This window comes from Leucobacter sp. UT-8R-CII-1-4 (assembly GCF_030010235.1).
Lineage (GTDB): Bacteria > Actinomycetota > Actinomycetes > Actinomycetales > Microbacteriaceae > Leucobacter.
Window position 1 is genome coordinate 240,928 of sequence record NZ_JASCRS010000003.1, and the last position, 22,043, is coordinate 262,970.

At 58.1% G+C, this 22,043-nt stretch carries 23 protein-coding genes and 1 tRNA gene; 9 read left to right on the forward strand and 15 right to left on the reverse strand.

The window, feature by feature from the left end; translation table 11 throughout:
• Nucleotides 1-42: 42 nt before the first annotated feature.
• Nucleotides 43-1,182 (reverse strand): AI-2E family transporter, encoded by a 1,140-nt coding sequence (locus tag QBL02_RS08430; RefSeq protein ID WP_282725970.1) that lies wholly within the window; start codon nt 1,180-1,182, stop codon nt 43-45.
• A 161-nt stretch (nt 1,183-1,343) separates the two neighbouring features.
• Between QBL02_RS08430 and QBL02_RS08435 the strand changes: the two genes are divergently transcribed.
• Nucleotides 1,344-1,847: a hypothetical protein gene (locus tag QBL02_RS08435; protein ID WP_282725971.1), complete on the forward strand. Its 504-nt coding sequence runs from the start codon at nt 1,344-1,346 to the stop codon at nt 1,845-1,847.
• A 35-nt stretch (nt 1,848-1,882) separates the two neighbouring features.
• On the opposite strand, the gene QBL02_RS08440 is transcribed toward QBL02_RS08435, so the two are convergent.
• The 3 genes from QBL02_RS08440 to QBL02_RS08450 form a co-directional block, all read right to left on the reverse strand.
• Nucleotides 1,883-2,050: a hypothetical protein gene (locus QBL02_RS08440; protein WP_282725972.1), complete on the reverse strand. Its 168-nt coding sequence runs from the start codon at nt 2,048-2,050 to the stop codon at nt 1,883-1,885.
• 126 nt (nt 2,051-2,176) lie between these two features.
• Nucleotides 2,177-2,941, reverse strand: coding sequence for a response regulator transcription factor (locus QBL02_RS08445; protein WP_282725973.1), 765 nt, complete (start codon nt 2,939-2,941; stop codon nt 2,177-2,179).
• Entirely contained in the window at nt 2,938-4,308 is a 1,371-nt protein-coding gene (locus QBL02_RS08450) for a histidine kinase (protein WP_282725974.1), read from the reverse strand. The genes QBL02_RS08445 and QBL02_RS08450 overlap by 4 nt, the downstream gene beginning before the upstream one ends.
• A 201-nt stretch (nt 4,309-4,509) precedes the next feature.
• On the opposite strand from QBL02_RS08450, the gene QBL02_RS08455 reads away from it, so the two are divergent.
• Together QBL02_RS08455 and QBL02_RS08460 are read left to right on the forward strand one after the other, a co-directional pair.
• Complete coding sequence (locus QBL02_RS08455) at nt 4,510-5,424, forward strand: ATP-binding cassette domain-containing protein (protein WP_282725975.1); 915 nt, start codon at nt 4,510-4,512, stop codon at nt 5,422-5,424.
• Nucleotides 5,421-6,575: an ABC transporter permease gene (locus QBL02_RS08460; RefSeq protein ID WP_282725976.1), complete on the forward strand. Its 1,155-nt coding sequence runs from the start codon at nt 5,421-5,423 to the stop codon at nt 6,573-6,575. Before QBL02_RS08455 ends, QBL02_RS08460 begins: the two co-directional genes overlap by 4 nt.
• A 71-nt stretch (nt 6,576-6,646) precedes the next feature.
• On the opposite strand, the gene QBL02_RS08465 is transcribed toward QBL02_RS08460, so the two are convergent.
• A complete protein-coding gene (locus tag QBL02_RS08465) occupies nt 6,647-7,018 on the reverse strand; it encodes an RNA-binding S4 domain-containing protein (protein ID WP_282725977.1) in 372 nt (123 codons plus the stop codon).
• A 70-nt stretch (nt 7,019-7,088) separates the two neighbouring features.
• On the opposite strand from QBL02_RS08465, the gene QBL02_RS08470 reads away from it, so the two are divergent.
• Complete coding sequence (locus tag QBL02_RS08470; RefSeq protein ID WP_282725978.1) at nt 7,089-7,715, forward strand: YigZ family protein; 627 nt, start codon at nt 7,089-7,091, stop codon at nt 7,713-7,715.
• On the opposite strand, the gene QBL02_RS08475 is transcribed toward QBL02_RS08470, so the two are convergent.
• Entirely contained in the window at nt 7,712-8,593 is an 882-nt protein-coding gene (locus QBL02_RS08475; RefSeq protein ID WP_282725979.1) for an exodeoxyribonuclease III, read from the reverse strand. The genes QBL02_RS08470 and QBL02_RS08475 overlap by 4 nt on opposite strands.
• Before the next feature lie 107 nt (nt 8,594-8,700).
• On the opposite strand from QBL02_RS08475, the gene QBL02_RS08480 reads away from it, so the two are divergent.
• Nucleotides 8,701-9,141 (forward strand): hypothetical protein, encoded by a 441-nt coding sequence (locus QBL02_RS08480; RefSeq protein WP_282725980.1) that lies wholly within the window; start codon nt 8,701-8,703, stop codon nt 9,139-9,141.
• 14 nt (nt 9,142-9,155) lie between these two features.
• Here the strand turns inward: QBL02_RS08480 and QBL02_RS08485 are convergent, their stop codons facing one another.
• The 4 genes from QBL02_RS08485 to QBL02_RS08500 all read right to left on the reverse strand — a co-directional run bounded on the left by QBL02_RS08485 (nt 9,156) and on the right by QBL02_RS08500 (nt 13,258).
• Nucleotides 9,156-10,517, reverse strand: coding sequence for a hypothetical protein (locus tag QBL02_RS08485; protein ID WP_282725981.1), 1,362 nt, complete (start codon nt 10,515-10,517; stop codon nt 9,156-9,158).
• The gene (locus tag QBL02_RS08490) at nt 10,514-11,758 is read right to left on the reverse strand and encodes an AAA family ATPase (protein WP_282725982.1); all 1,245 of its coding nucleotides are present in this window, start codon (nt 11,756-11,758) and stop codon (nt 10,514-10,516) included. Before QBL02_RS08490 ends, QBL02_RS08485 begins: the two co-directional genes overlap by 4 nt.
• 291 nt (nt 11,759-12,049) lie before the next feature.
• Entirely contained in the window at nt 12,050-12,916 is an 867-nt protein-coding gene (locus QBL02_RS08495) for a hypothetical protein (protein ID WP_282725983.1), read from the reverse strand.
• A gap of 57 nt (nt 12,917-12,973) precedes the next feature.
• Nucleotides 12,974-13,258, reverse strand: a complete 285-nt coding sequence (locus QBL02_RS08500; protein WP_282725984.1) for a helix-turn-helix transcriptional regulator — start codon at nt 13,256-13,258, stop codon at nt 12,974-12,976.
• A gap of 59 nt (nt 13,259-13,317) precedes the next feature.
• On the opposite strand from QBL02_RS08500, the gene QBL02_RS08505 reads away from it, so the two are divergent.
• Both QBL02_RS08505 and QBL02_RS08510 read left to right on the forward strand, forming a co-directional pair.
• Nucleotides 13,318-13,761, forward strand: a complete 444-nt coding sequence (locus tag QBL02_RS08505) for a recombinase family protein (protein ID WP_282725985.1) — start codon at nt 13,318-13,320, stop codon at nt 13,759-13,761.
• A gap of 218 nt (nt 13,762-13,979) precedes the next feature.
• Nucleotides 13,980-14,300: a hypothetical protein gene (locus QBL02_RS08510; RefSeq protein ID WP_282725986.1), complete on the forward strand. Its 321-nt coding sequence runs from the start codon at nt 13,980-13,982 to the stop codon at nt 14,298-14,300.
• 247 nt (nt 14,301-14,547) lie between these two features.
• Here QBL02_RS08510 and QBL02_RS08515 read toward each other — a convergent pair.
• Both QBL02_RS08515 and QBL02_RS08520 read right to left on the reverse strand, forming a co-directional pair.
• Nucleotides 14,548-14,621 (reverse strand) — tRNA-Gly (locus tag QBL02_RS08515).
• A 56-nt stretch (nt 14,622-14,677) separates the two neighbouring features.
• Nucleotides 14,678-15,997 carry a serine hydrolase domain-containing protein gene (locus QBL02_RS08520; RefSeq protein WP_282725987.1) on the reverse strand — a complete coding sequence of 440 codons (1,320 nt, stop codon included), beginning with the start codon at nt 15,995-15,997 and terminating at the stop codon, nt 14,678-14,680.
• A gap of 161 nt (nt 15,998-16,158) precedes the next feature.
• Between QBL02_RS08520 and QBL02_RS08525 the strand changes: the two genes are divergently transcribed.
• Complete coding sequence (locus QBL02_RS08525) at nt 16,159-17,235, forward strand: biliverdin-producing heme oxygenase (RefSeq protein ID WP_282725988.1); 1,077 nt, start codon at nt 16,159-16,161, stop codon at nt 17,233-17,235.
• Nucleotides 17,236-17,271: 36 nt separating this feature from the next.
• Nucleotides 17,272-18,384 (forward strand): acyltransferase family protein, encoded by a 1,113-nt coding sequence (locus QBL02_RS08530; protein WP_282725989.1) that lies wholly within the window; start codon nt 17,272-17,274, stop codon nt 18,382-18,384.
• 47 nt (nt 18,385-18,431) lie between these two features.
• Here QBL02_RS08530 and QBL02_RS08535 read toward each other — a convergent pair whose 3' ends face one another.
• The 3 genes from QBL02_RS08535 to ribH all read right to left on the reverse strand — a co-directional run bounded on the left by QBL02_RS08535 (nt 18,432) and on the right by ribH (nt 22,037).
• The gene (locus QBL02_RS08535; RefSeq protein ID WP_282725990.1) at nt 18,432-20,444 is read right to left on the reverse strand and encodes an ABC transporter ATP-binding protein; all 2,013 of its coding nucleotides are present in this window, start codon (nt 20,442-20,444) and stop codon (nt 18,432-18,434) included.
• 9 nt (nt 20,445-20,453) lie between these two features.
• Nucleotides 20,454-21,413, reverse strand: coding sequence for a type II CAAX endopeptidase family protein (locus QBL02_RS08540; protein WP_282725991.1), 960 nt, complete (start codon nt 21,411-21,413; stop codon nt 20,454-20,456).
• A 135-nt stretch (nt 21,414-21,548) separates the two neighbouring features.
• Nucleotides 21,549-22,037: a 6,7-dimethyl-8-ribityllumazine synthase gene (gene ribH, locus QBL02_RS08545; RefSeq protein ID WP_282725993.1), complete on the reverse strand. Its 489-nt coding sequence runs from the start codon at nt 22,035-22,037 to the stop codon at nt 21,549-21,551.
• Nucleotides 22,038-22,043: the final 6 nt, after the last annotated feature.

Sequence of the window (22,043 nt, forward strand, 5' to 3'; positions counted from 1 at the left end):
TCCAAGCGCGGGGTAGGGGTGAATCAAGTGCCGAGCTACCTGCTAAGCAATTGGCTCCTGTTTTGGTGCGACCTTTTTAGCGTCTTGCGCGGGGAAGAGCACTTTTTGAATGATGATGATCGCACTCGCGGCAACCGGAATTGCAACTAGCGCACCGAGCACTCCGCCGAGGCTGCCGCCACCGACCGCGGCAATCACTACGATCGCCCCGGGCACCGCAACTGCCTTGCTCATGATTCTTGGGCTGATCACATACGCCTCGATCTGCATGTAGACAAGGTAGTAGATGCCGGTGATGAGCGCGGTTGTCGGCGAGACAAAGAAGCAGAGCAGGGTATTGATAATCGAACCGCTCAGGGTGCCAACAAGTGGGATCAGCGAGCCGATAAACGCCACAAGTGCCAAAAGCGCTGGCATCGGTGCACCAACAATGCTGAGGAAGATGAGGCTGAGCACGCCGTTAATGGTGGCCAAACTGACCTGGCCGATCACGTAGCGACCTACTGCACCAGAGACATCCTCGAGCAGCTCGGAGAAGCGTGGGCGAGCGTAGGCAGGCACAAATCGTGCAGCTACACCCTTCATTGAGCGCAGCGACGCCATGAAGTAGAGCGTCAAGATCAGAACGATCATGACGCCGGTGACACCGCCGGCGATACCGGCACCGACCGCGAGTAGCCCGCCGCCGATCTGGGTGAGGTTATTGGGGTCTTGAATGAACTGCAGGGCCCCCTGAATGCCCTTGTTGACCGAATCCCCGTACTGCTCCGTGAAGTGCACGAACCATGAGCTTGTCGTGATGTCTTGCACCATGCCGGGTGCGTCTTTGATGAGAGTGGCAATCTGGTCGATCAGGATCGGGATGATGGCGAGCATGATCCCCGCGAAGACAATAATCACGCCGAGCACCACAGAGGTAACCGCAGCCGGACGAGGTAGTTTTCGCTCAAGAAATCTCACTATGGGGTCGAGCCCCAGGGCAAGAAACAGCGCGACGCCGATGTAGACGAGCACGGTGGCTAGCTGACCAACAACCGCGCCGATGAGTAGTGCCACCAGCACACCAAGCGTGCCAACAAGGCCAAATGTGAAGGGGTTGATTTTTCGTGGTATCGCGAGCACCGGTGCTGTGGCGGTGGCGTCTTTCTTTGTGCTGGTCGTCTCGTTGTTCTTGAACTTCATCGTGACTCCTCATTGCTTGGTCCCACGTCAAAAGTCGATCACCGTGTCAGCGGCCTGTCAAGAGAGGCCCACAAAGTGTTGCTCAACCATTCGAAATATCTGCGGTGCTTTTGAAGCGAACGGTACAGTACATAACAGCTCCCCAAATCAGATTGCAGGTTATGCGTACATTCCGTTCTTCCCTAGTCTTGGTTGGTCTCGCAGCTGCCGCGCTGCTCACCTCATGCGCTAGTGCCCCCGAAACAACTGCGCCAGAGACCGTGTCAGAAGCTCCGACGAACGATGCGGGCGCTGCAGAAACTGGTGCAACGCAAAGCCCAGAAGAGGCCTATCGTGCTTGGCTTACTGCCTCGCGCGAACCTGACGCAAAGCTTGCTTGCTCGATGATGAGTGACGAACTGGTCGAACGCATGCTTGCCGAAATGACGGCAAGCTTTGGTACCGCCCCGGGATCATGCGAAGAGATGGTCACAGTAACCGCTGCGGCCTATGCTGCTACCGGTACAGACGCTGAGGTAGAGGTGAGCGTGGTTTCAGAAAGCGAGAACGAAGCGACGCTCTTTTCGACCTACGTCAGCTCCGGGAAATGCGGCACGATCGTGCTTGAACGTTCGGCTAGCTCATGGGTGATCAACGAGCAGAGCGAAGAGTGTGCGGCGGGGTAACTGCCTGGTGAAGGTGACTGCTGAGAACGCTTAACTTAGGCGTGGCGTGAACCAGCACGAGCCTGGGTGCGAGCGCGAACAACGAGCGGTTGCAGAATGCCTGGGTACGTTTCACGGTAGCCCGACAGAAGCTCATCGAAAATCGGCGTATCATCTAGCCGGTCCGCGGCGACGTCGTACTCGTTGTCCAGTTCGCGTTCCATACTTCGACGCTAGCGCAGTCTTGCGGCACGCCACGACGTGAACCGCCGAATTCTGGCAAAGTGACGGAAAACACTGGGGCAAGTGCAGAGGGTTTTCTGCGCTGGCCGGTTGATCCAGCGTGCTCTCTATAAAACTTCAGCACCGATTGTGTGCGCCCACACTACAAGCTGCACACGATCACGCGCACCGAGCTTCTGCAGCAGGTTTGACACGTGCGTTTTCACGGTTGCCGCGCCGAGAAAAAGTTCGATGGCGATCTCGCCATTTGAACGACCGGTTGCAACCAGCGCCAACACCTCGCGCTCTCGATCGGTGAGCCCCGCGGCATCCATCGCGGCAGTGTTATTGAGCCCAGCAGTGGCGTTGCTTGTGGCTTCGCCGTGAGAAGTGGTTCCGTCGGTGGCCGCAGCGCGCGACGGCTGCGGCACAGCGCCGGGCTGCTCGACATGCTGCGCCGAGACCCGCTGCATCACGGCGCGGGTCACATCTGGTCCGAGCAAAGCACCGCCCGCTGCAAGCGTCCGCACAGCATCGACCAACTGTTCGGCGCGTGAGGTTTTGAGCAGAAACCCGCTGACTCCCGCAGCGAGCGCATCAAAGATGTACTCTTCGTGCCCAAAAGTGGTGAGCACCAAAATCGCGGGTGCACCTAGCGAGTTTTTGGGGTTCGCGGCAGCGGTGAGAATCTGACGGCTCGCTTCAATACCGTTGAGCTGCGGCATCTCGACATCCATGCAGATCACGTCTGGGGTGAGCTCGGCAGCAAGCTCGACCGCTTCGAGCCCGTTTTCTGCTTCGCCGATAACCTCAATATCTTGTTGGGTTTCGAGGATCACCCGAAACCCTGAGCGCACCAGCGCTTGGTCGTCAACCAACAAAACTCGAATCATGCGTGTTGCTCCGTAGGGGGTGTGGTTGAGGCGCTTCGGCCAGCAACAAGCGGTGTCGATGTGAGCGGTGTCGGCGCGAGGGGCACGGTGGCTCGCAGCAAGAATCCGCTGGTTTCTGGCCCGCGTGAGACTTCGCGCCGCTGAGTTTCAAGGCTGCCGCCAACGGCGCCAAGCCGTTCTCGCATTCCCCGAAGTCCAAGGCCCGCACCAGGGAGCAGCGATCCAGCGCCAGTGCCAGATCCACGCAGCGATTGCCGCACTCCATTGTCGGTAACTTCAAGTTCCACGCTCTCTTCAGCAAACCGCAAACGAATCTCTGCGCTTGCCCCTCGACCAGCGTGCTTACGCACATTGGTGAGGGCCTCCTGAGCCACACGGTAAAGGGCAACATCAACAAGCAGAGGCAACGCCCGCGGCTCGCCAGCCACAATAAAAGTGGTTGGCGTGCCAGAGTTTTGAGCTTCGGTGGCAAGCATCGGAATACGCGCGACGCCCACGGTCGAGCCTGGTTCATCGGGCTCCGGGCTGCGCAGCGTGTGTACGAGCGAGCGCAATTCGGCGACCGCGGTGTGCGCGCTCTCTTCAACCACGCTGAGGGCCTGCTTCGCAGTCGCTGGATCATTGTCGAGCGACAGGCGAGCGGCAGCGGCTTGCAACCCCATAACCGAGACGTGATGTGCGACAACGTCGTGCAACTCGCGCGCAATGCTCAGGCGGTCAAGAGCCACAGCCTGGGTTGCGCTGGTTCGTCGCTCAAGCTCCAGCTCGCGTCCCTGCGCTTCAAGTACCGCCTTGGTACGGGCTGCCCGCCAAGCGCTCAGACCGAAAAACAGTGCGCCAGCGAAATAGAACAGATTCATGATGATCTGCAGTGCTGCGAAGGTCGCAAAAGCCGAGAACAAGCCAACGCGTGAAAATCCCGGCAGCCAGTTGGGGTCAGACGAAGAAATGATCAGCCACACGATCTGCCAAGTGCACATGGCGATCGCGATAAGAATGAGGCTCCACATCGCGAGAGAACGGTTAGATTCCCACGCGCCAACCGTATAGAGCGCGATAAAGAAGCAGATGTTGATCATCAGGGCTTCTGGCACAGCAAATTGGCCACAGACAAAAAATCCAGCGCCAACAGCAAGCGCAACTGGCACCGGGTATTTACGTCGCAATGCGAGTGGCAGTGTGCAAAGTCCGAGCCCAATGACCCACACCCAAACGGGTGCGACATCTGCGTAGAGACCACTGCGCTCGTAAAGAAGCGAAGTCGTGACAGCGCCGAGCGCGAGCAGAGCAGCCAAAATGGCGTCATTGCGCAAGCCAGTCTCGTTTATCCGCGGGCGTGACCAGCCCTGCCCCTGCGTTCGCGTCATAGTTCTAAGGCTAGTCACCTGTCGATAAAGCCGCCTCAGCCCTGCGGCGGAAGCGCGGCCTTTGCACACGCTCAAGATTCCGACTCGAGGGGGATCCCACGTCGCCCAGAAAACCATAATTTAGAACTATCAAGCTTCGCAGCGGGCGGGGCGTCACACACGATACCTAAGCACGGTACTTATTTACGAGGGGGAGGCGACATGATCGAGTTGAACTCAATAACTCGAAGCTTCGGCGACCGCAAGGTGCTCGAAGACGTGAGCTTCAGCGTTGCCGGTGGCCGAATGACGGGCTTTGTTGGCGGCAACGGTGCAGGCAAAACCACCACGATGAGAATTATTCTCGGGGTGCTAGCGGCAAACTCAGGCAGCGTGACCTTGCATGGGGCGCCAATCACCGCCGCAGACCGTGCCCGGTTTGGGTATATGCCAGAAGAACGCGGCCTCTACCCAAAGATGAAGGTCGCCGAACAGCTGGTGTACCTCGGACGACTACACGGACTCTCAACGAGCGATGCTCGCAACGAAGTCGACGGCCTACTTGAGCGCCTCGGCCTTGGCGAGCGCGGCAATGACACCCTCGAAAGCCTGTCACTCGGCAACCAGCAGCGAGCCCAGATTGCTGCCGCGCTGGTGCACCGACCGAGTGCTCTTGTGCTCGATGAGCCGTTCTCGGGCCTTGACCCAATGGCGGTTGACGTCGTGCTCGGTGTGCTGCGCGACTATGCGGCCCAGGGCGTGCCCGTGCTGTTCTCCTCTCACCAACTCGACATCGTTGAGCGCCTTTGCGACGATGTGGTCGTCATCGGTGCTGGTCGAATTCTTGCCGCTGGATCGCGCGAAGAACTGCGCGCACGGCACTCTGGGCGCGAATTTGAACTTGAACTGACCGGTGCGCAGGCCGACGCTGGCTGGGTACGCGACCAGGCAGGTGTGCGCGTGACTCACCTTGACGGTGGATACGTGCGTTTTGAAGCCGAAACTGAGGCTGAAGCGCAGCGGGTGCTCGCCCGAGCCGTCTCTGGAGTCGACGAAACAGCAAACGATTCGAAGGTGCAACGATTTGGCAAGATCACGCCGTCGCTCGCACAAATCTTCAAGGAGGTAGTGCAGTGAATTCGCCAACCCAGAACCAGGCATCAACCACTTCCGGCTCAAGGTCAGCGGGGTCAGCACAGCGGATCAGTGCAGCGCAGGCAACCTGGCTTGTCGCTGAACGCGAGATCAGTACGAAGCTGCGCAGCAAAGCCTTTCTGATTTCCACCGGCATGTTGCTTCTGCTGGTGCTCGGTACCGTACTGTTTAGCGGCATCTCTTCGAACACCGGAGGCTTCGGCGGGCCAACCAAGGTCGCGGTGGTTGCCGAGACCGCCAACCAGGTGAGCACGGACACCTTTGAAGTAACGACGGTGGCCGATCGAGCTGCTGCCGAAGCGGCCGTGCTCGACGAAACAGTAGACGCGGCCGTGGTGCCTGATGCGTCAAGCCCTGCCGGGGTTGCCGTGCTCGCTGCCGATAGTCCACCAATGTCGCTCGTTCAAGCGCTCTCGGTTTCACCCGAGATCGAATTGCTGGCGCCAACCGCCGAAAACCCGATGCTCGCCTATTTCATCGCCATTGCCTTTGGCGTTGTTTTCATGATGAGCGCGATTACCTTCGGTGCGACCATCGCGCAAAGTGTGGTCGAGGAGAAGCAAACCCGCATCGTTGAGATTCTGTTGGCAACAGTTTCGGCACGCTCAATTCTTGCCGGCAAGATTCTCGGCAACAGCATTCTGGCGCTCGGCCAAGTGGTTGCAATTGCAGCGCTCAGCTCAGTCGGGATGCTCGCCACAGGTCAGGATCTGCTGCTGGGCGAACTCGGCACGGCGCTGATCTGGTTCGCGATTCTGTTTGCATTCGGATTCGTGCTGCTGGCATCGCTCTATGCGGCGCTCGCTTCTCTCGTCTCAAGGCAAGAAGACGTTGGCTCGGCGATCAGTCCGGTGATGTGGCTCGTAATGATCCCGTACATCGCGATTGTCGCCTTCAGCACAGACCTGAAGATTCTTGCGATCATGAGCTACGTTCCGTTATCGGCTCCCATCGGCATGCCGATGCGACTGTACTTGGGTGTTGCCGAGTGGTGGGAGCCGCTTCTTTCGCTCGGCGTGCTTGCTGTCTCAATCGCTATCGTGTGGTGGCTCGGCGCTCGTATCTACGAGGGATCGATTCTGCGCACCGGCGCCAAGGTCAAGCTGAAAGACGCGCTCGCCGCAAAGGACTAGTTGGTGGGGTCGCGGGGCTGAACCCTGCGACCCCCTTCGCGCCGAAGGGTAACCGCGGGCGGACCGTGCCGCTACAGTTCCTCAGCGCGCCCACGCAACCGGTCGATTTCGCGGCGATCTCGTTTCGTGGGCCTACCGGCTCCGCGATCACGAATCACATCTGCCGGGCGCTCCACTTTCGGTGGCGGTGGTGGAGTGAGGTCTTCATAAAGGAGTGCAGCCTCACTCGCACTGCCGCGCCGAGTGGCGAGAGCCGCCACCCGGTAGATCTTTTCAAACCCATGCAGCCGAACGCGCACGGTGTCACCGATGTTCACGGGCTGTGCGGGTTTCGCTGGCGCATCGTTCACGCGCACGTGACCAGCTTTCACTGCGGCGGTCGCTTGACTGCGCGTTTTGGCGAGACGTACCGCCCAAACCCACGCATCCACTCGAACTGGCATGGTTCGAGCATAGTGCTCGTGATCCAACGCGCCCTGTGCCTTCTCTCGCGAAGCGCGCAAGAATAGAGGGGTGGAGTATCAGACCATCGCGAAACCGGCCGCGGCCGAACTCGAGATCTCGCGCTCACGATTTCTCACGAGAATCGAACGCGTAGAAACCGAGGCTGAAGCCCGAGCAGTGATTGCTGCCGCACGCGACGAGCACCCGAAGGCCAGGCATCACTGCAGCGCATTTGTGCTTGGACCTGGCCAGCGCACCCAGCGCTCGAACGATGATGGTGAGCCGGGCGGCACAGCCGGTGCGCCCATGCTTGATGCGCTTACGAGCGCTGGTCTGAGCGATGTGGTCGCGGTGGTGACTCGTTATTTTGGTGGTGTCTTGCTTGGCGCTGGCGGCCTTACCCGGGCCTACCGTGCTGCGGTGGCCGATGCGGTACTGAACGCCGACCGGGTCACCCGAGCGCAGCGTCAGGAGGTGCTGGTTCGCACCTCCTACGATGTTGCCGCGCAGCTTGAGGCTGAGGCGAGACGTCGCGGCTGGATCGTCGGTGAGGCGGCCTATAGCGATGTGGTCGAGCGCGCTTTTGCGGTCGCCGCTGGTGAGGTCGAACCGCTCGTGGCCTTGGCCGCAGAGTTGAGTGCGGGCGCAGCTGAAGCGACGCTACAAGAAATCAACTACGTGGATTTGCCCGCTTAACCGAAGATCATCGGCCGATCGTATTCGTCTTCAAAGGTGTCGCCGAGTAGGGTCGGGTCGATATCGCAGACCACCGGAACGTGGTCGCTCGGGCCATCACCCTTGCGTTCGTCGCGGTGAATTGACGCATCGGTGACGGTGTCGGCGAACGCCTGCGAGCCCATGATGAAGTCAATTCGCATGCCCTCGTTGCGTGGAAATCGCAGCTGCTTGTAGTCCCAGAAGGTGTAGCCCTCTGGCACAATCGGACGCACAACATCTTGCACAGTTGGCAGGAACGCTTCGAATGTTTTGCGCTCAACCGGAGATACATGGGTGCTCACACCCTCAATAAACGTTGGATCGCCCATGTCTGCTGGCAGTGGGGCGATATTGAAGTCACCCATCAGTGCGAGTGGTAGCTCGGGGTCTTCTGCGATCCAGCGTTCTGCATTCGCGCGGAGCGCGTTCAGCCACTCAAGCTTGTATTCAAAATGCGGATCGTCGAGCGAGCGGCCATTGGGCACGTAGAGGCTCCACAGGCGCAGGTCGCCAACGGTTACGCCGAGGGCACGTGCTTCAAGCGGCAGACCATTCGGGCCTTCTCCTTGTACGGCTTCTTGGCCCTTGATCGGCTTGCCAAACCCGGGCATGCCTTCGAAGCCACGGGCGACGTCGGTCATTTCGTGGCGGCTCGCAAAGGCAACACCGTTCCACTGGTTGAGGCCGTGAATTTCGAGCTGGTAACCGGCCTGCTCAAACAGTTCGACCGGAAACTGCTCTGGCTTGCACTTGATCTCTTGCATCGCCAGTACGTCGATGTCTTCGCGAACGAGCCAGTCGACCACTCGTGGGGCGCGGGTACGAATAGAGTTCACGTTCCAAGTGGCGATACGCATGCCCACAAGCGTACCGGGTGCCACCTGATCGGGGGCGGGGCCAAAAAGAAAAGCCCCGCACATCTCGACTTGCTCGATGGGCGGGGCTTCATTTGGAGGGGCTATCAGTGGCTGACTCGCAAAATTGGAGGGCCCTTCTCGGCTTCATTCGCGACTACGTTCCTCGCGAGACATTGGAGCATTCTTGCTCGTCCATTGTGCCGGGGTACGAGGTATCGACCGAGAGAAAGCAGACTCAGCACCGGTTGTCTGCCCTTGAGATTAAGGAGATCATTCGTCAGTTTCGCGAAGGAAAGACCACTCTGGCGCTCGCAGACGCCTCTGGATGCAGCCGGACGACGATCAGTCGACATCTTCAAAATGCAGGCCTCTCAGCGCGCGAGAAACGCTTTGATGAGGCGCAGCTGCGTGAGATGGAGCGGCTCTATGAGACGGGGCTCTCACTCGACAAAGTTGGCGAGCGGTTCGGCACGACGGGAACCACGGCGACGAAGTATCTTCGGGCATGTGGAGTGCAGATCAGGGATAGGCACGACTGGTTGCGATAGCTGATGCTGCTCCATTACCAGTAGATCGCGATGATTTCCGTATCTATGAGGTTTTCCGGTGCCTGTACTGCCTTGAGTTTTTGATTGCTCGAGGCAGCGGAGGGCTGGGATTCAAGAACAGGGAAAAGAGACAATCCCTCGGCGGCACGGGCTTCTTCCCTTATCTCAAGGTCACGATCTGGATGCAGGGCCTTGTCGGTAAGTCCTTCTAGATAGGTTCTTATCAGTTTGAATGCGGTTTTCTGGTCGGATACCGAAGCGGAGCGAAGGCTGAGCACATCTAATTGTTCGGAGATACACTCATCTTGTTCCGCATTCAGCCTGACATCCAGTTCAGAAGTCACAGATTCGTGATACCGAAGGAGTGCAGCTCGCAGCTTCACGCTATTGGCATCCGGTGCAGTCTTTTGCGGTGTGAATGAAACCCTGCCTGCAGCGTGTATTTGGCCCACGAGGTCTGGAACCATCTCACGGAAGAGATCTGCTAGCTTCACAGGAGTCCAAGAGGCTTGAACTCCACTTCGAGAGATGCGACCAAGCACAGTGAACTCGGCCTCTGAGAACAAGACTCGGCGTAGATCCTTCCAATATGCCAAGTGCTCTGTAACCCCCACTAGTTCCAAAGGCTCAGCTGCAACGTCTAACTCTTCAATGAGCTGGTTATGCACGATATACCGAGTGTTCTCCACGTTGATGACTGAGTAGTCGATCACCTGCGCTCGGATGGGAACCAGCCCAGCCAGGAGACGCTCGAGAATCTTCTTTACTGGTTGCACTTCCTGAAGGGCCGCTGCACCACCTTGGGCCGCAAACATCTCAGGATAGTCATCTGCCATGCCGGAAAGCTCACTTGTGACCGTGCTGAGATGGAACACGGGATCGGTGGAGAGTCGAACCCGAAACTCGATGAGTTCTCCTCGGACAAGGCGTTCTTCGTTGAGTAGGAGCGATGTGTCTGTAGTGGAGAGCAAGGCTTCGAGTGAAGAAGCAGGGCGCTCTGGGGTTGATTTGTCGACCAGCCTTAAGCCTGGGATGGCACGAAAGTCCCTAAACCAAGACTGAACCGTTGACTTTCTAGACGTCTGAATTGATGTGCTGTTTGTGGTCTGAAACCGGGATGATGCACCGGCCTTGCCAGCAAGTGGGTTACTCGCTTCTAGGGAGGCTTCTAGTTCAGCTTGGAACTCATCGGAACTGCTCTCGGATCGTCCCTCCCGGAGGTCTCCTTTTATCGAGGAGAGAAGGCTTGTCAACGTGACTTCGTCTAGGTACACAAACTCGCGAAGATTATCCTTGGAGACATCAGTCGGCTTGGACATCTCCTTTTGCTTCTTTGGCCTATTCCGCCAGCGCCGCCACCTGTCACGCAAACTCATTTCGACACCTCCTTCGCCTCTGTGCGTTTAGGTCTTTGCGAAACTCGTTCATACGCAACGGAGACATCTTCAGGCGATATGGCCTCACGATCATCACCGGCTGCGACCAATGCTGCTTCTGTCCATATTGCAGTGAGCTCTGCTGCGGACCATCCTTCTGTTAGGAGGGCGATATCCTCAAGCGGTAGTTCTCCGATGGTTTCAAGTTGGTTCGCGCGCACGCTAAGAATCTCAAACCGGTCCTGCATGGTGGGCAGGCCAAACTCAATTTCCCAATCGAAGCGACCGGGCCTGGTTAGAGCGGGATCGAGAGCTTCTACCCGGTTGGTGGCCGCAATAACCATCACGCTTTTACCTTGATCGTCGAATCCGTCCATCAGCGTAAGGAACTGAGCGACTAGCTTCCGAGATGATTCATGAGAATCACCACCACGATGCTCCGCAATACTGTCGATCTCGTCGAAAAAAATGATCGCTCGTCCCGATTCGCACTTTGTGGCCGCCTCGAAAATCTTTCGAAGCGTATCCTCAGAACTGCCAACATATTTGCTTACGATCGATGGTCCACTTACGAGAAAGAACTCCGCTTTGGATTCTCGTGCAATGATGCGTGCCAAGTGAGTCTTGCCGGTGCCAGGCGGTCCTGTGAAGAGGACTCCTTTAACTGGACGTGCTCTGATCTTTTCCAGCTTCTCTCGTCGCTCTAGCTGTGTTTCAATAAGTTCGCGAGCACGCTCCTTAACGCGAGGATAGCCTCCAAAATCGCTAAATCCCGCGCCTAAACTGCTGGCATCCCAAAGGTAAGCTTCCTTGACATCATCGACATCAAGCTCTTGACTCAGCAGACTGCTCCGAATCGGAGTGTCAGCAATGACTCGAATTACACCGTCAAAGGCGTTGTATTCAATGGTGTTGCCCTTTTCTACCTCAATATCGAAGTCGTTTGACAGCACCTTGAGCTCATGATTGAGCTCTACTACAACGGTATTGTCTTCGAGAACCTCGCGAACCACGGCCACAGAGTTGGTCTCTTTCCATAAGCCCGGTGGCGTGGATTCCCAGCCGGCCGAACCAAGAATCAAGACATCTCCCGGGGCGACATGTTGGAGATTTGCTAGGCCGGTGGCGCGACCTGTGCCTCCCCCTGGGAGCCGGTAGTGGATAGTGGCGTTCTCTGCGTCTACCCTGACGGCTTTCACTAAGTTTCCTACAGGACCAAGTGCCTCAAGATCTTCAATCATTCGGGCCTCCTACGCAAAGAGGCTCCAACGAACTCGGCCGACTTCTTAGATGCGTTCTCATGTTGTTCCTGAGTATGACATTTACCTCATACAAGTCAAGTCCTCACTGATTTGGCCATTCATCGCTTAGTTCAGACGGGGCTGTTCTTTAGTTGAGGCCGACTTGTCGCTCTAGATCACAGTCCTCCTGAGGCGCTTTTAGGTCCGTGGTCCGATCCTTTGAAAAACGGGTGTGCTCGATGCTGAATTCGATTAGTAGAGCTGCGCAGGAACCCTGAGTGAACCACTCCCCTACTCTTCCGGGGTCTCTAATGCTTCTAGTCCTTCTTCGCTGATCGGAGGCAGAAGATCCCATAGTCCATCAGACTCGAGATCGCAGTCACAGTACGTGAATTGATCGCCACAACGAGGACACTCCTCCACGCAACATCCAGGTCCATGCAACTCACCGAGTCTGCATCCACAGTCTCGACAGTGCTCCCGTGGAACGTACCCCTCTCTTCGAGTTTCCTCCCAATGGGACTCACGCCCCCAGTGAATGCGCTGGAAAATTATACCTTCGCAGGACACCTCTGGGTATTTCTGTGCGGTGAGAAGCTTGTGAGGCCAACTTCGATGCATGGAGCGCCCTTGAAACTCGACGAACTCGCTGCGAAACTCTTGGACCATCTGGGCCGCCGTAGGAGCATTCGCCACTGACAAATGCTGGGTCAAACCGCCTTGAAAATGAGTCAGATGAAATGAATCAAGAAACTCAAAGATCAGAAGGTAGTTCTCCCGCACTTCATGTATCAACAAGTCGGTCTCATAGTGGGTTATGGCGTTACGCCATTTGATTGCCTGGTCAATGGCTGCAACATCACGAGGTTCGATTGTGACCTCTACGGACCGCAAACGCTCTAGAGCGCGTTCAAGCGAAACTGTTCTATTCGGTCGATCAACATTCTCAAAAAGTAGGAGCCTGTGTTCCTCGTGGAGCCGATGCTTCAGGAGCAACTCAAGAGCATGGACAAGATTTAGAACCGCAAACTTCCACTGGCCGGGATCTTCTGCGGCCTGAGCTACCTTGGCTAGCGACTCGTTCAAGGAGTCATATGCGTTTTCGAGAAGTGAAAGCTTTAGAGATACGATTCTTTGCTCCGCATTCTCGGCATCCATACATTCCAGGCTATATCAGGTGTTGTTGGTCGCCTATAAATGTAGACCCTCTTGGCCCTATGGCTTTCCGTCGGCAACTCTCGGAGAGTCATCAGACAGGAGGTCGCGAGTATTTACGCCGAGTATTTCCGCAAGTGCAACAAGCGTCTTGAGCCTCGGGTTTGCGGCGGTACCGGGATTCGATTCGCCCTTTTCGAGCTTAAGATACGTAAAGGTTGAGATGCCCGCGGCGTGAGCGATCTTCTCTTGGCTGAGGCCCGTGGCTGCGCGCGCACGTTGGAGGCGGAGTCTGAGTTCGCGGACGAACGCTTCCCAGCTATCCGCACTCTCTTCTGTCGCCATATTTCCAGCGTGGAGTTACTTGATGCTGGAATTGCACGTGTATTCATGCCGCTATTGAAGTGCGCAAGTACGGCGTACTTGGAACTAATTTCTTAGGTGGCACCAACGGCAAGGCGCCCCTTGGCTACCTCAACCACCAAGGATTCGACAGCGAAAGGCGTGAGTACAGCAACGTAATTCTGGGCGAAGAGCGAACCTCGTTGGTTCGGCAGGCGTTCGAACTGTACGCCACGGGCGACTGGACGGCTGTGAAACTTGCCTCGCGCCTGAACCGTTTGGGGCCGCGCACCCTTGCAACCGCCAGGGTGTCCTCCTCGCCAATCACGGAGAGCTACGTCTACCGCATCCTCGGAAATCCCTACTACACGGGCGTGGTGCGATTCCAGGGCGTCACTTACGTTGGGCGGCACGAGCCGCTGACGGACACCGTGATGTGGCAGCGAGTGCAGGATATTCTCAAGTCGCACAATCAGGGTGAGCGCACGAGAAAGCACCCCCACTAGCTCCGCTCGACCGTTTACTGCGGTGGGAGCGGAGAACGCTTGCTCGTCAGCATGAGCTGATCGAAGACCGGGGTGCGGTGCCCGTACTTCATGTGCGCCGGACGTCACTCGAAGCGGAACGATCGTGCCATGAACGCCGTGCTGATCTATGAAGTCGAAGATAAGCTCAAAGAGCACTACCAGCAAGTGCAGCTCTCACCCCGGAGTTATGCGTCAGTGTGAAAGAAATTATCCGAGAAGGTCTGAGTGACTCACGCGAGCAAACCGAAGCCGAGCAGCGCGCCCTGAAGCTCGAAGAAGACAAACTCGAACGCCAACAGATGAAGCTCCTTGATTCGCACTACGTTGACTCGATCCCTGTCGTCCTGCTCGGCAAAGAACAAGCTCGGATCAGTAGAAGCTTGACCGAGATCGGGCCGCAGATGAACGCCAGCACCGTGCACGTTGAGGAGGTTGAACAGAATCTCAACCTTGCACTGGAACTCGCCGAGTGCGTTGGGCGGGTGTACCCGAGTGCGCCGGATTACATCAAGCGGTAAATGAACCAGGCTCTGTTTGAACAGGTGCTTGTGGTGCGCAACGCAGGCGACACTGACACATTCCACCTGGAAGCCGAACTGCGCGAACCATTCGTGACGCTCACAAGTCGAGAAATAAAAACCGCAGTAGCGGCACACAGGCAAGCAAAGAAAAAGAACAGGCCGACCCTTGTGGGACGACCTGTTTCTTCTGATGTTCTAAGGTCTGCTACCCAAACTTTTGTGCAGAGTTTGAGTAAGAAGACCTTGGAGGGGCCGACGGGAATCGAACCCGCGTTCTCAGCTTGGGAAGCTGATGTCTTACCATTAGACGACGGCCCCGAAGAGGCACAAGGCCTCAACGGATCAACCCTATCAAGGCTGACCCATCTGTCCTACTATTCGGCCGGGGCCTCTTCAGCAGGTGCTTCGGCGGCTGGCTGGCAGACTGCGCGCTCGGCGAGTACTGCGGTCTGGTCTTCGACGGTCCACTCCACAGGGTTGCCTGCGACGGCTGCCAGTTGGAAGGCGAGCGCGCGCACGAATCCTGCGCCAGCGCTCGAGTTGTTCAGCGAAACCACGACTGTGAAGTTGTTTACGGGGTCGTGGTAGGCGGCGGTGAGTGTGCCGGTGATGGCGCCGCTTTGACCGTAGAGGGTGCCCTGCTTTTCGAGTCCGAAGGTCCAGCCGTTGGTTGGTGGGGCTGGTGCCTCTTCGCCTTCGGCTGGAGGTTCAGCGCCTTCGGCGGGCGGTGGAACGGTAAGCGTTGTTACGAGTTCTGCTGACTTCTGGCCGTAGCCGCCCGAAACGTAGTGCTCGTAGAATTTCTTCAGGTCGCTGACCGTGGTCACGGTTGCGCCTGCGCCGCCGAGCATCGATGGGCTGACGTGCGGAACTGCGGTTGGATCAACTGCGACAGTTTCACCTTCGGCCTCGCCGGGTACGTTGCAAACTGGCGCACCACCGCTCGAGGAGTAGGTGAGGCCGTTCATGCCGCCCTTTGGCAGATCGAGCTGCGTATTCATGTCGCGCGGGTAGTCGGAGTTTGACATATCTGCGGGGCCGAAGATTCGGTCTTCGAGCAGCTGAGCAATAGGGGTGCCGGTGCTTTCGCGCAGTGCGCGGGCGATCAGCAGTGCATTGGTGTCAGACGCGTGAACTTCGGTGCCTGGTGCATTTACCGGTGAGTGCGGCAGCGCGTGCGCCAGCAGCTCGCGGTCAGACCAGGGCCTTGTGGGGTTGTTTGCGTAGATGTCTACAAGCGTCGAGTCTTTGAAATCGGCGAGGCCGGAAGTCGCGTTGCAGAGTTCGCCGTAGGTAATGTCGTCAAGGCCGACCTGGCGAGGCAGATCTTTCGACAGCTTGCGATCGAGTTTGAGCTTGCCCTGCTCGACCTGGTCGAGTACCAGTGCGCACATCACGGGCTGTGAGGCTTGGGCTGCGCGAATGGGTGCGTTCGCGGTAATGCCGTCGCCGTAGCCGTGCACGTATTCACCCGAGCCTGTCCATACGCCGACGATGGCGTTTGATGACTGGCTCAGTTGCATTGCGTTGGCGATTGCCTCATCAATGCTGCCGGCGAGGCCTGCGTCAATGGTGTTTACTTCGCCGTTTCCGCCACCGAACCCGTTTCCGGTGCAACCGGTGAGGGTGAGGGCAGCTGCGGCAAGCAGCGAGATGGCGGCGATGCCCCTGCGTCGTGTCCGTGTTACAGCCACTGGTCCCCGATCTCTTTTATCTATACGCATAGAAAACGTTGCGATTCTACCCTGGCGCGCTGAGAGTAAAGCCGATCCAGCGGGGAGCGCCAAATATCGCCCATAGCATACTTCATCTGATGAATGGTGCAAAGTGAGGTAAACCTTACTACGATGTACACGTGAGTAACTTTGATGTGAGCGTGGTCGATGCCGTAACAGGGCATATGAATGGGGACCACCCGGAAGACAATCTGCTGATCGTTCGCGCCTTCGGCTACCCCGAGGCGCAGGCCAGCACCATGACTGGACTCGATAGCGCCGCCGGAGTGTGGCACGTCGAAGACGCCAGCGGTGCACACGAGGTGCGTATCGAGTGGCCTAGCGGCTCGATCAACGAGCGACCACAGATTCGTCGCGAAGTTGTGGCTCTGTACAAGAGCGCTTGCGAAAAGCTCGGCGTGCCTGCCCGCGAAGAGCACGCACCATCAGCCGGCGGACACGAGGCACATAGCCACAGCGGTCACGGCGAGCACGGTCACGGCGGCGGCAACCCGCACGCGGCACAGGGCGGCAACCCTCACGCAAAACCCGAAGACGACGGTTCATTCTCGTACCAGATTCGTACCGCAACCTGGGGTGACCACTCAGACAGCGAAGGCGCAAGCGTGATGGAAGACATCATGCGTATGCGAGCAACCCGCGAAGAGTACATCGACCTCGTGGTGCAGCACTTTTACATGTACGAGGCACTCGAAGAGTCAGCGAAGGCGCTGGCCGAAGACGCCCGTTACGCAGCACTGCACCCAGCAGCGCTGGTGCGCGAGCAGACCCTGATCGAAGACCTCGAATTCTTGCTCGGTGAGAACTGGCGCGACGAAATCTCGGCTCACCCAGCGACCGCGGCATATGCAGCGCGTATTCGCGAGGTAACTGCTGAGGGCTGGCTGCCTGGCTTGATCGCACACCACTACACCCGATACCTCGGCGACCTTTCGGGTGGCCAGATGATTGCCAAGCGTGTGAAGAAGCAGTTCGATTTCGACCGCGCTGGCGTCGCTTTCTACGACTTCACCGAGCTCGGCGACCTTGCTGAGTTCAAGCAGGGCTACCGTGACGTGCTGAACGCACTCGGCGAATCGCTCGACGAAGCAGGCCGCCAACGCATGGTTGATGAAGTTCGCGCCTCATACCGATTTAACTCACAGATCTTCACCGAGATGAAGCAGGCCGTCGAAACTGCGACAGTCTCCTCTTAACTCACCTCGCCGCCCACACGATCTATGCTTGATCGCGTGAGTAGCGAAACCTTGTCCCACACCGCACCTCGACCTCGAGTGGCGGTGTGGGACAACGCACGTTTTGTGCTGATTTTGCTTGTTGTTGTGGCACACGTCATCTCAACAATTCGGTCTCAAACTCCGCTCGGTTGGGGGCTTTACGCCTTCATCTATCTCTTTCATATGCCAGCGATGATCGCGCTTTCTGGTTTGTTCTCGAAAGCCGATGTGACGCTCAAAACGGTGCGATCAACCGTGCAGCTCTTGGTCACCTGGTTGGGCTGGGAAGTTATCTGGGCACTCATCCACTTCTTCGCTGGTGGCCGAGACCTGTCGAAGAACTGGTTGGTGGCCCCGGCATGGACACTGTGGTTTCTGGTCACCCTCGCCACGATGCGAATTCTGCTGCCCTACATCGTGCGACTCAAGCACCCATTACTCTTCTCAATCGCGCTGGCGCTCGTGGCTGGCCTCAGCCCCGCTATCGGTGGACAGTTTTCGGCATCACGTACGCTCTGCTTCTTGCCGTTTTTTGTTGCAGGCTGGCTCATCACGAACCGCGGGTGGCTCAGCGGTCAATGGTTTACTGCGCCGGATCGCAAGACCCGAGCCATCGCTGCTGGTGCGCTCGCAGTGATCGCACTCGGGGTGGCGCTGCTCGCTCCGATTCGCAAGGAATGGCGGGTTGATACTTGGGTTGTTTGGCGCGACAACTATGCCTGGCTTTTTGATCATGCGCCAGTGTTCGGTTGGTCACCGACTGAGTGGTGGGCGATTGCTCTTGGTGGTGCCGGAGTGCGCTTGCTGCTGATCCTGGTTGCTGCGGCGATGACCCTTGCGCTTTTGATCCTGGTGCCGCGTGGGCACAGCTTCATCACGGTGTGGGGCACCCGAACGCTTTACGTGTATCTATTGCACGGTCTGGTCGTTATGGCGCTGCGATCTTCGGGTGCGGTGGCCTGGTTTGGCGAGTTCGGGGAGGCCGGTGTGCTGATGCTGGTCGCGCTCGGAATCGCGATCACCCTGCTGCTTTCTATGCGCTGGATCACGAAGGTCTTCCGGCCATTGGTTGAGCCAAAGATCGACTGGATCTTTGCGAGGGCCGACGAGAGCATCGTCAAAAAATAGCCAGCACACTTGCGCTGCAGTGTGTTTGGGCGCCGCAGCCCCAAACACTATTCCTGTTCTGCGACGAGCAGCTGATGCTTCGCGAGTTCGCGGTAGAGCGGCACAGTCTCGACCAGCTCGTCGTGCGTGCCCTCACCGACAACGCGGCCCTCTTCGAGCACAATGATGCGATCACTGTCGACCACGGTTGAGAGTCGGTGCGCAATCACAATGAGTGTGCGCCCGGTCGCAACCGAGTCGAGAGCCTCACGCATCAGCCGCTCATTGACTCCGTCAAGGCTTGCGGTTGATTCATCGAGCAACAAGATTGACGGTGCACTCAGCAGAGTGCGGGCAATCGCAAGGCGTTGTTTCTCGCCGCCCGAGAGCATGATCCCGCGTTCGCCAACCTGGGTATCGAGTGCCTCAGAAATGTTTTCTGAGGTTCGATCGATGAGGCCACCCAGGTTTACCGCGCGCAGTACACGTTCGCAGGCGGCGTCGCTGGCGTCTGGCGCACCAAGCAGCAGATTTTCGCGAAGGCTGCCCGCGAGCACGGGCGCGTCTTGCTCGACGTAACCCATTTGCGAGCGCAGCTCGGCGCGATCGAGGCTGCGCAGATCGGCGCCATGCAGTGACACGGTGCCCTGCTCTGGGTCGTAGAAACGCTCGATCAGCGAGAGCACAGTTGATTTGCCGGCACCCGAGGGGCCGACCAGTGCGACGCGTGATCCGCGCGGAACACTAAATGAAACCTCGTGCAGCACCGGTGTTTCAATGATTTCTGCCGGGGCGGCCTCGGCATCTCGTCGACCCGAGCGTCCAGAGGTGACGAGCTCACGTGCATCGACGCGCTGCGGAGCGGCCGAACGGTAGGTGAAGCTGACATCTTCGAAGCTGATTGCCGGGGCCTGTTCAACTGCGAGCTCACTGAGGGGCGCGATTCGGCCGATCGGTGAGAGCTTTGCATCGTGCTCTGTTTCGGTGGGACTTGAGGTGATTTCTTGAATGCGCCCGAGAGCTCCGAGTGCTTGATTTACCGCCGCAATCGCGCCAAAGGCCTGGCCAAGTGGGGCAACCATCAGGAAGAGGAAGACGATAAACATCACGAGCTGAGCAATACCGATTGCGCCAGTTGCCACACGGTAGCCGCCGAGTCCCAGCACAATGAGGAAAGACAGTTGCAATGCGAGGAACGAAATTGGCACGATGAGCGCCGAGATCTTTGCGACCTTGAGGCCAAGAACATAGGCCTCTTCGGCTTCTGCCTCGGTTGCCCGCTGCTCTCGTTCGGTCGCGCCAGCGGCGCGAATTGTGCGAATTGACGAGATTGATCGCTCTACTTGCGCGGCCAGATCGCCAACTTTTTGTTGTGCTCGGGTTACGGCTGGGCGAATTCGGGCTGAGACCAGCACCACAATCACGAGCGCGACAAGAACCACCGAGAAGGTGATGCCGAAGAGCACCGGGTCAATGATGAGCATGCCAACGAGCGCACCAACAAAAACGAGAAGGCCGCTGATCGCCTCGACCAGACCCTGCGTGAGCACGGCGCGAAGCAGGGTGGTGTCGCTGCCGACGCGTGAGACGAGATCGCCGGTGCGGCGGCGGTCAAACTCACCGATCGGTAAGTGCAGAATGCGTGAGATGAGACTGCGACGGCTGTGCAGCACAACGCCCTCGCCCATGCGCTGCAACACATAGTGCTGAAACCCGCTGAGCAGCGCGTCGATCACAACGAGCGCACTCAACACCACAAGCAGCACGCCGAGTGGTTGGCTTGATTGCACTCGCTCAATTACCTGGCCGAGCAGAACCGGCTGCACAAGCGAGGTGCCAGCGCCGATGATGCCGAGCACCAGGGCCAACGTCAGCGGGCCGCGCTGCGAAAGCAGGTAGGGGAGCAGCTGTTTGATCGAGGCTCGTGGGCCTTTTGGCTGCTGGCCTTCGCCGCGATTTACGCGACCACCACGTGTTTTTCGCGCGCGGGGTTCGCCCTGCGAAGAAGTCGACGAGGATCGGCGCTGCGCTGTGCCGGAACCATTGTGCTGAGCGGTCTGCTGATCAGAGTCTTCTGCCACTCCACAAGCCTATGGCTCGCGGCTGATAGCTCCCTCAGCGGCGGTGTTTGCGCGGCGCTTCTGCCAGATCTTCCACGCGATGAACGCGCCAACCAGGTACACGACGGTGGTGACGAGGCTGCCCTCGATGCCGAAAGTGCCTCCGGTCAAAAGATCAGCGGATCCAGCGTTGGACTCGTAACGCAGCATTGCTGCTTCGACCGGGTTGCCAGATACGGCAACGCCAAAGAGGTTGCCCTGGGCCCAGTTCCAAGCGCCGTGCATTGCGCACACTCCCCAGAGGCTCCCCTCTGCGAGTGACATCAGGCTTGCGAAGACCGCGAAGAGAAGCAGATTGACGATCGGCAAGAAGCCGATTCCCGGATTAACTCCGTGCAGCAGAGCGAAAAATACTGCCTGCACAATGACCGCTGTGAGCAGGCCCCAGCGGCGTGCAACTGCCTGTGTCAGGTAGCCTCTGGTCAGAATTTCTTCGGTCGATCCCTGCACCAAAAAGCCGAGCAGCATGATGGCCATAAACGCGAAAGTGGTGCCATCGGGTGAAGCCCACTGCAAGGTAGCTTGCCCAGTGATAACAGGCACCAGTACGCAGATCGCCATCATGATGATGCCGATAAGCACGCCGCGCCCGCCCAGGCGAATACCGCGGCTGATCGATTCGAAGCCAAGGGTGGCAAAGCTGCGTCGTTCTTTAACGGCCATCCAGAACCAGAGCCAGAGAATGCCAAGTCCGAATGAGAACAGTGTGAGCGTTGCGTTTGCATTGTCGAAGGAGGTGCCGGTGAACGAGTAGACCGTGCCATTCAGTGCGGCCTTTACCCCCTCGGAGATTGCCTGCACGAGCATCGGTAGCGACTGTACGACGAGGGCAATGAAGATCACCACAAAGGCCATGGTGATGCCGGTGGGTCGCTCAGCCCGAAGCATGCCGCCGGTAGGGGCTGGCAGGGTGGTGTGAATCGGGCGCATGGGGGTCTCCTCGGTGGTGGCTACGCGTCAGACTACCCCCGAAAAGACAGTGCCCGCTTGAATTCTTGATACCAGTTCGCGAATTCAAGCGGGCACTTTGCGCACGACTGTGCGCGGTGAGGTGTGTGGGGCGTGTTAGCCGCGAATCTTACGCAGCGTAACCGCCGAGTGCAGCGCAGCCTCAGCCGCCTCAACGCCCTTTGACTCACGTGAATCGGCCAGGCCAGCGCGATCCAGCGCTTGCTCGTCATTATCGGTCGTAAGCACACCGAAGCCAACCGGCTTGCCCGAATCGAGCTGCACACGAGTCAGACCATCAGTGACCGAGTTCGCAACAAAATCGAAGTGCGGGGTGCCGCCACGAATAATCACGCCGAGACAGATAGCAGCGTCGTAACCGCCGCCGCCCTGCTCAACCGGAGTGAGCGCCGCCTGAGCCGCAAGCGGAAGCTCAAACGCGCCAGCAACCTGAAACAGATCATGCTCTGCACCAGACTCGACGATGGTGTTGTGCGCACCGGTGATGAGGCCCTTCATGACCTCCTTGTGCCACTTGCCAGCGATAACCGCTACCCGCAGTCCGCTCGCATCAACTTTCAGGCTTGGTGATCCTTCGCCACTCATAATGTG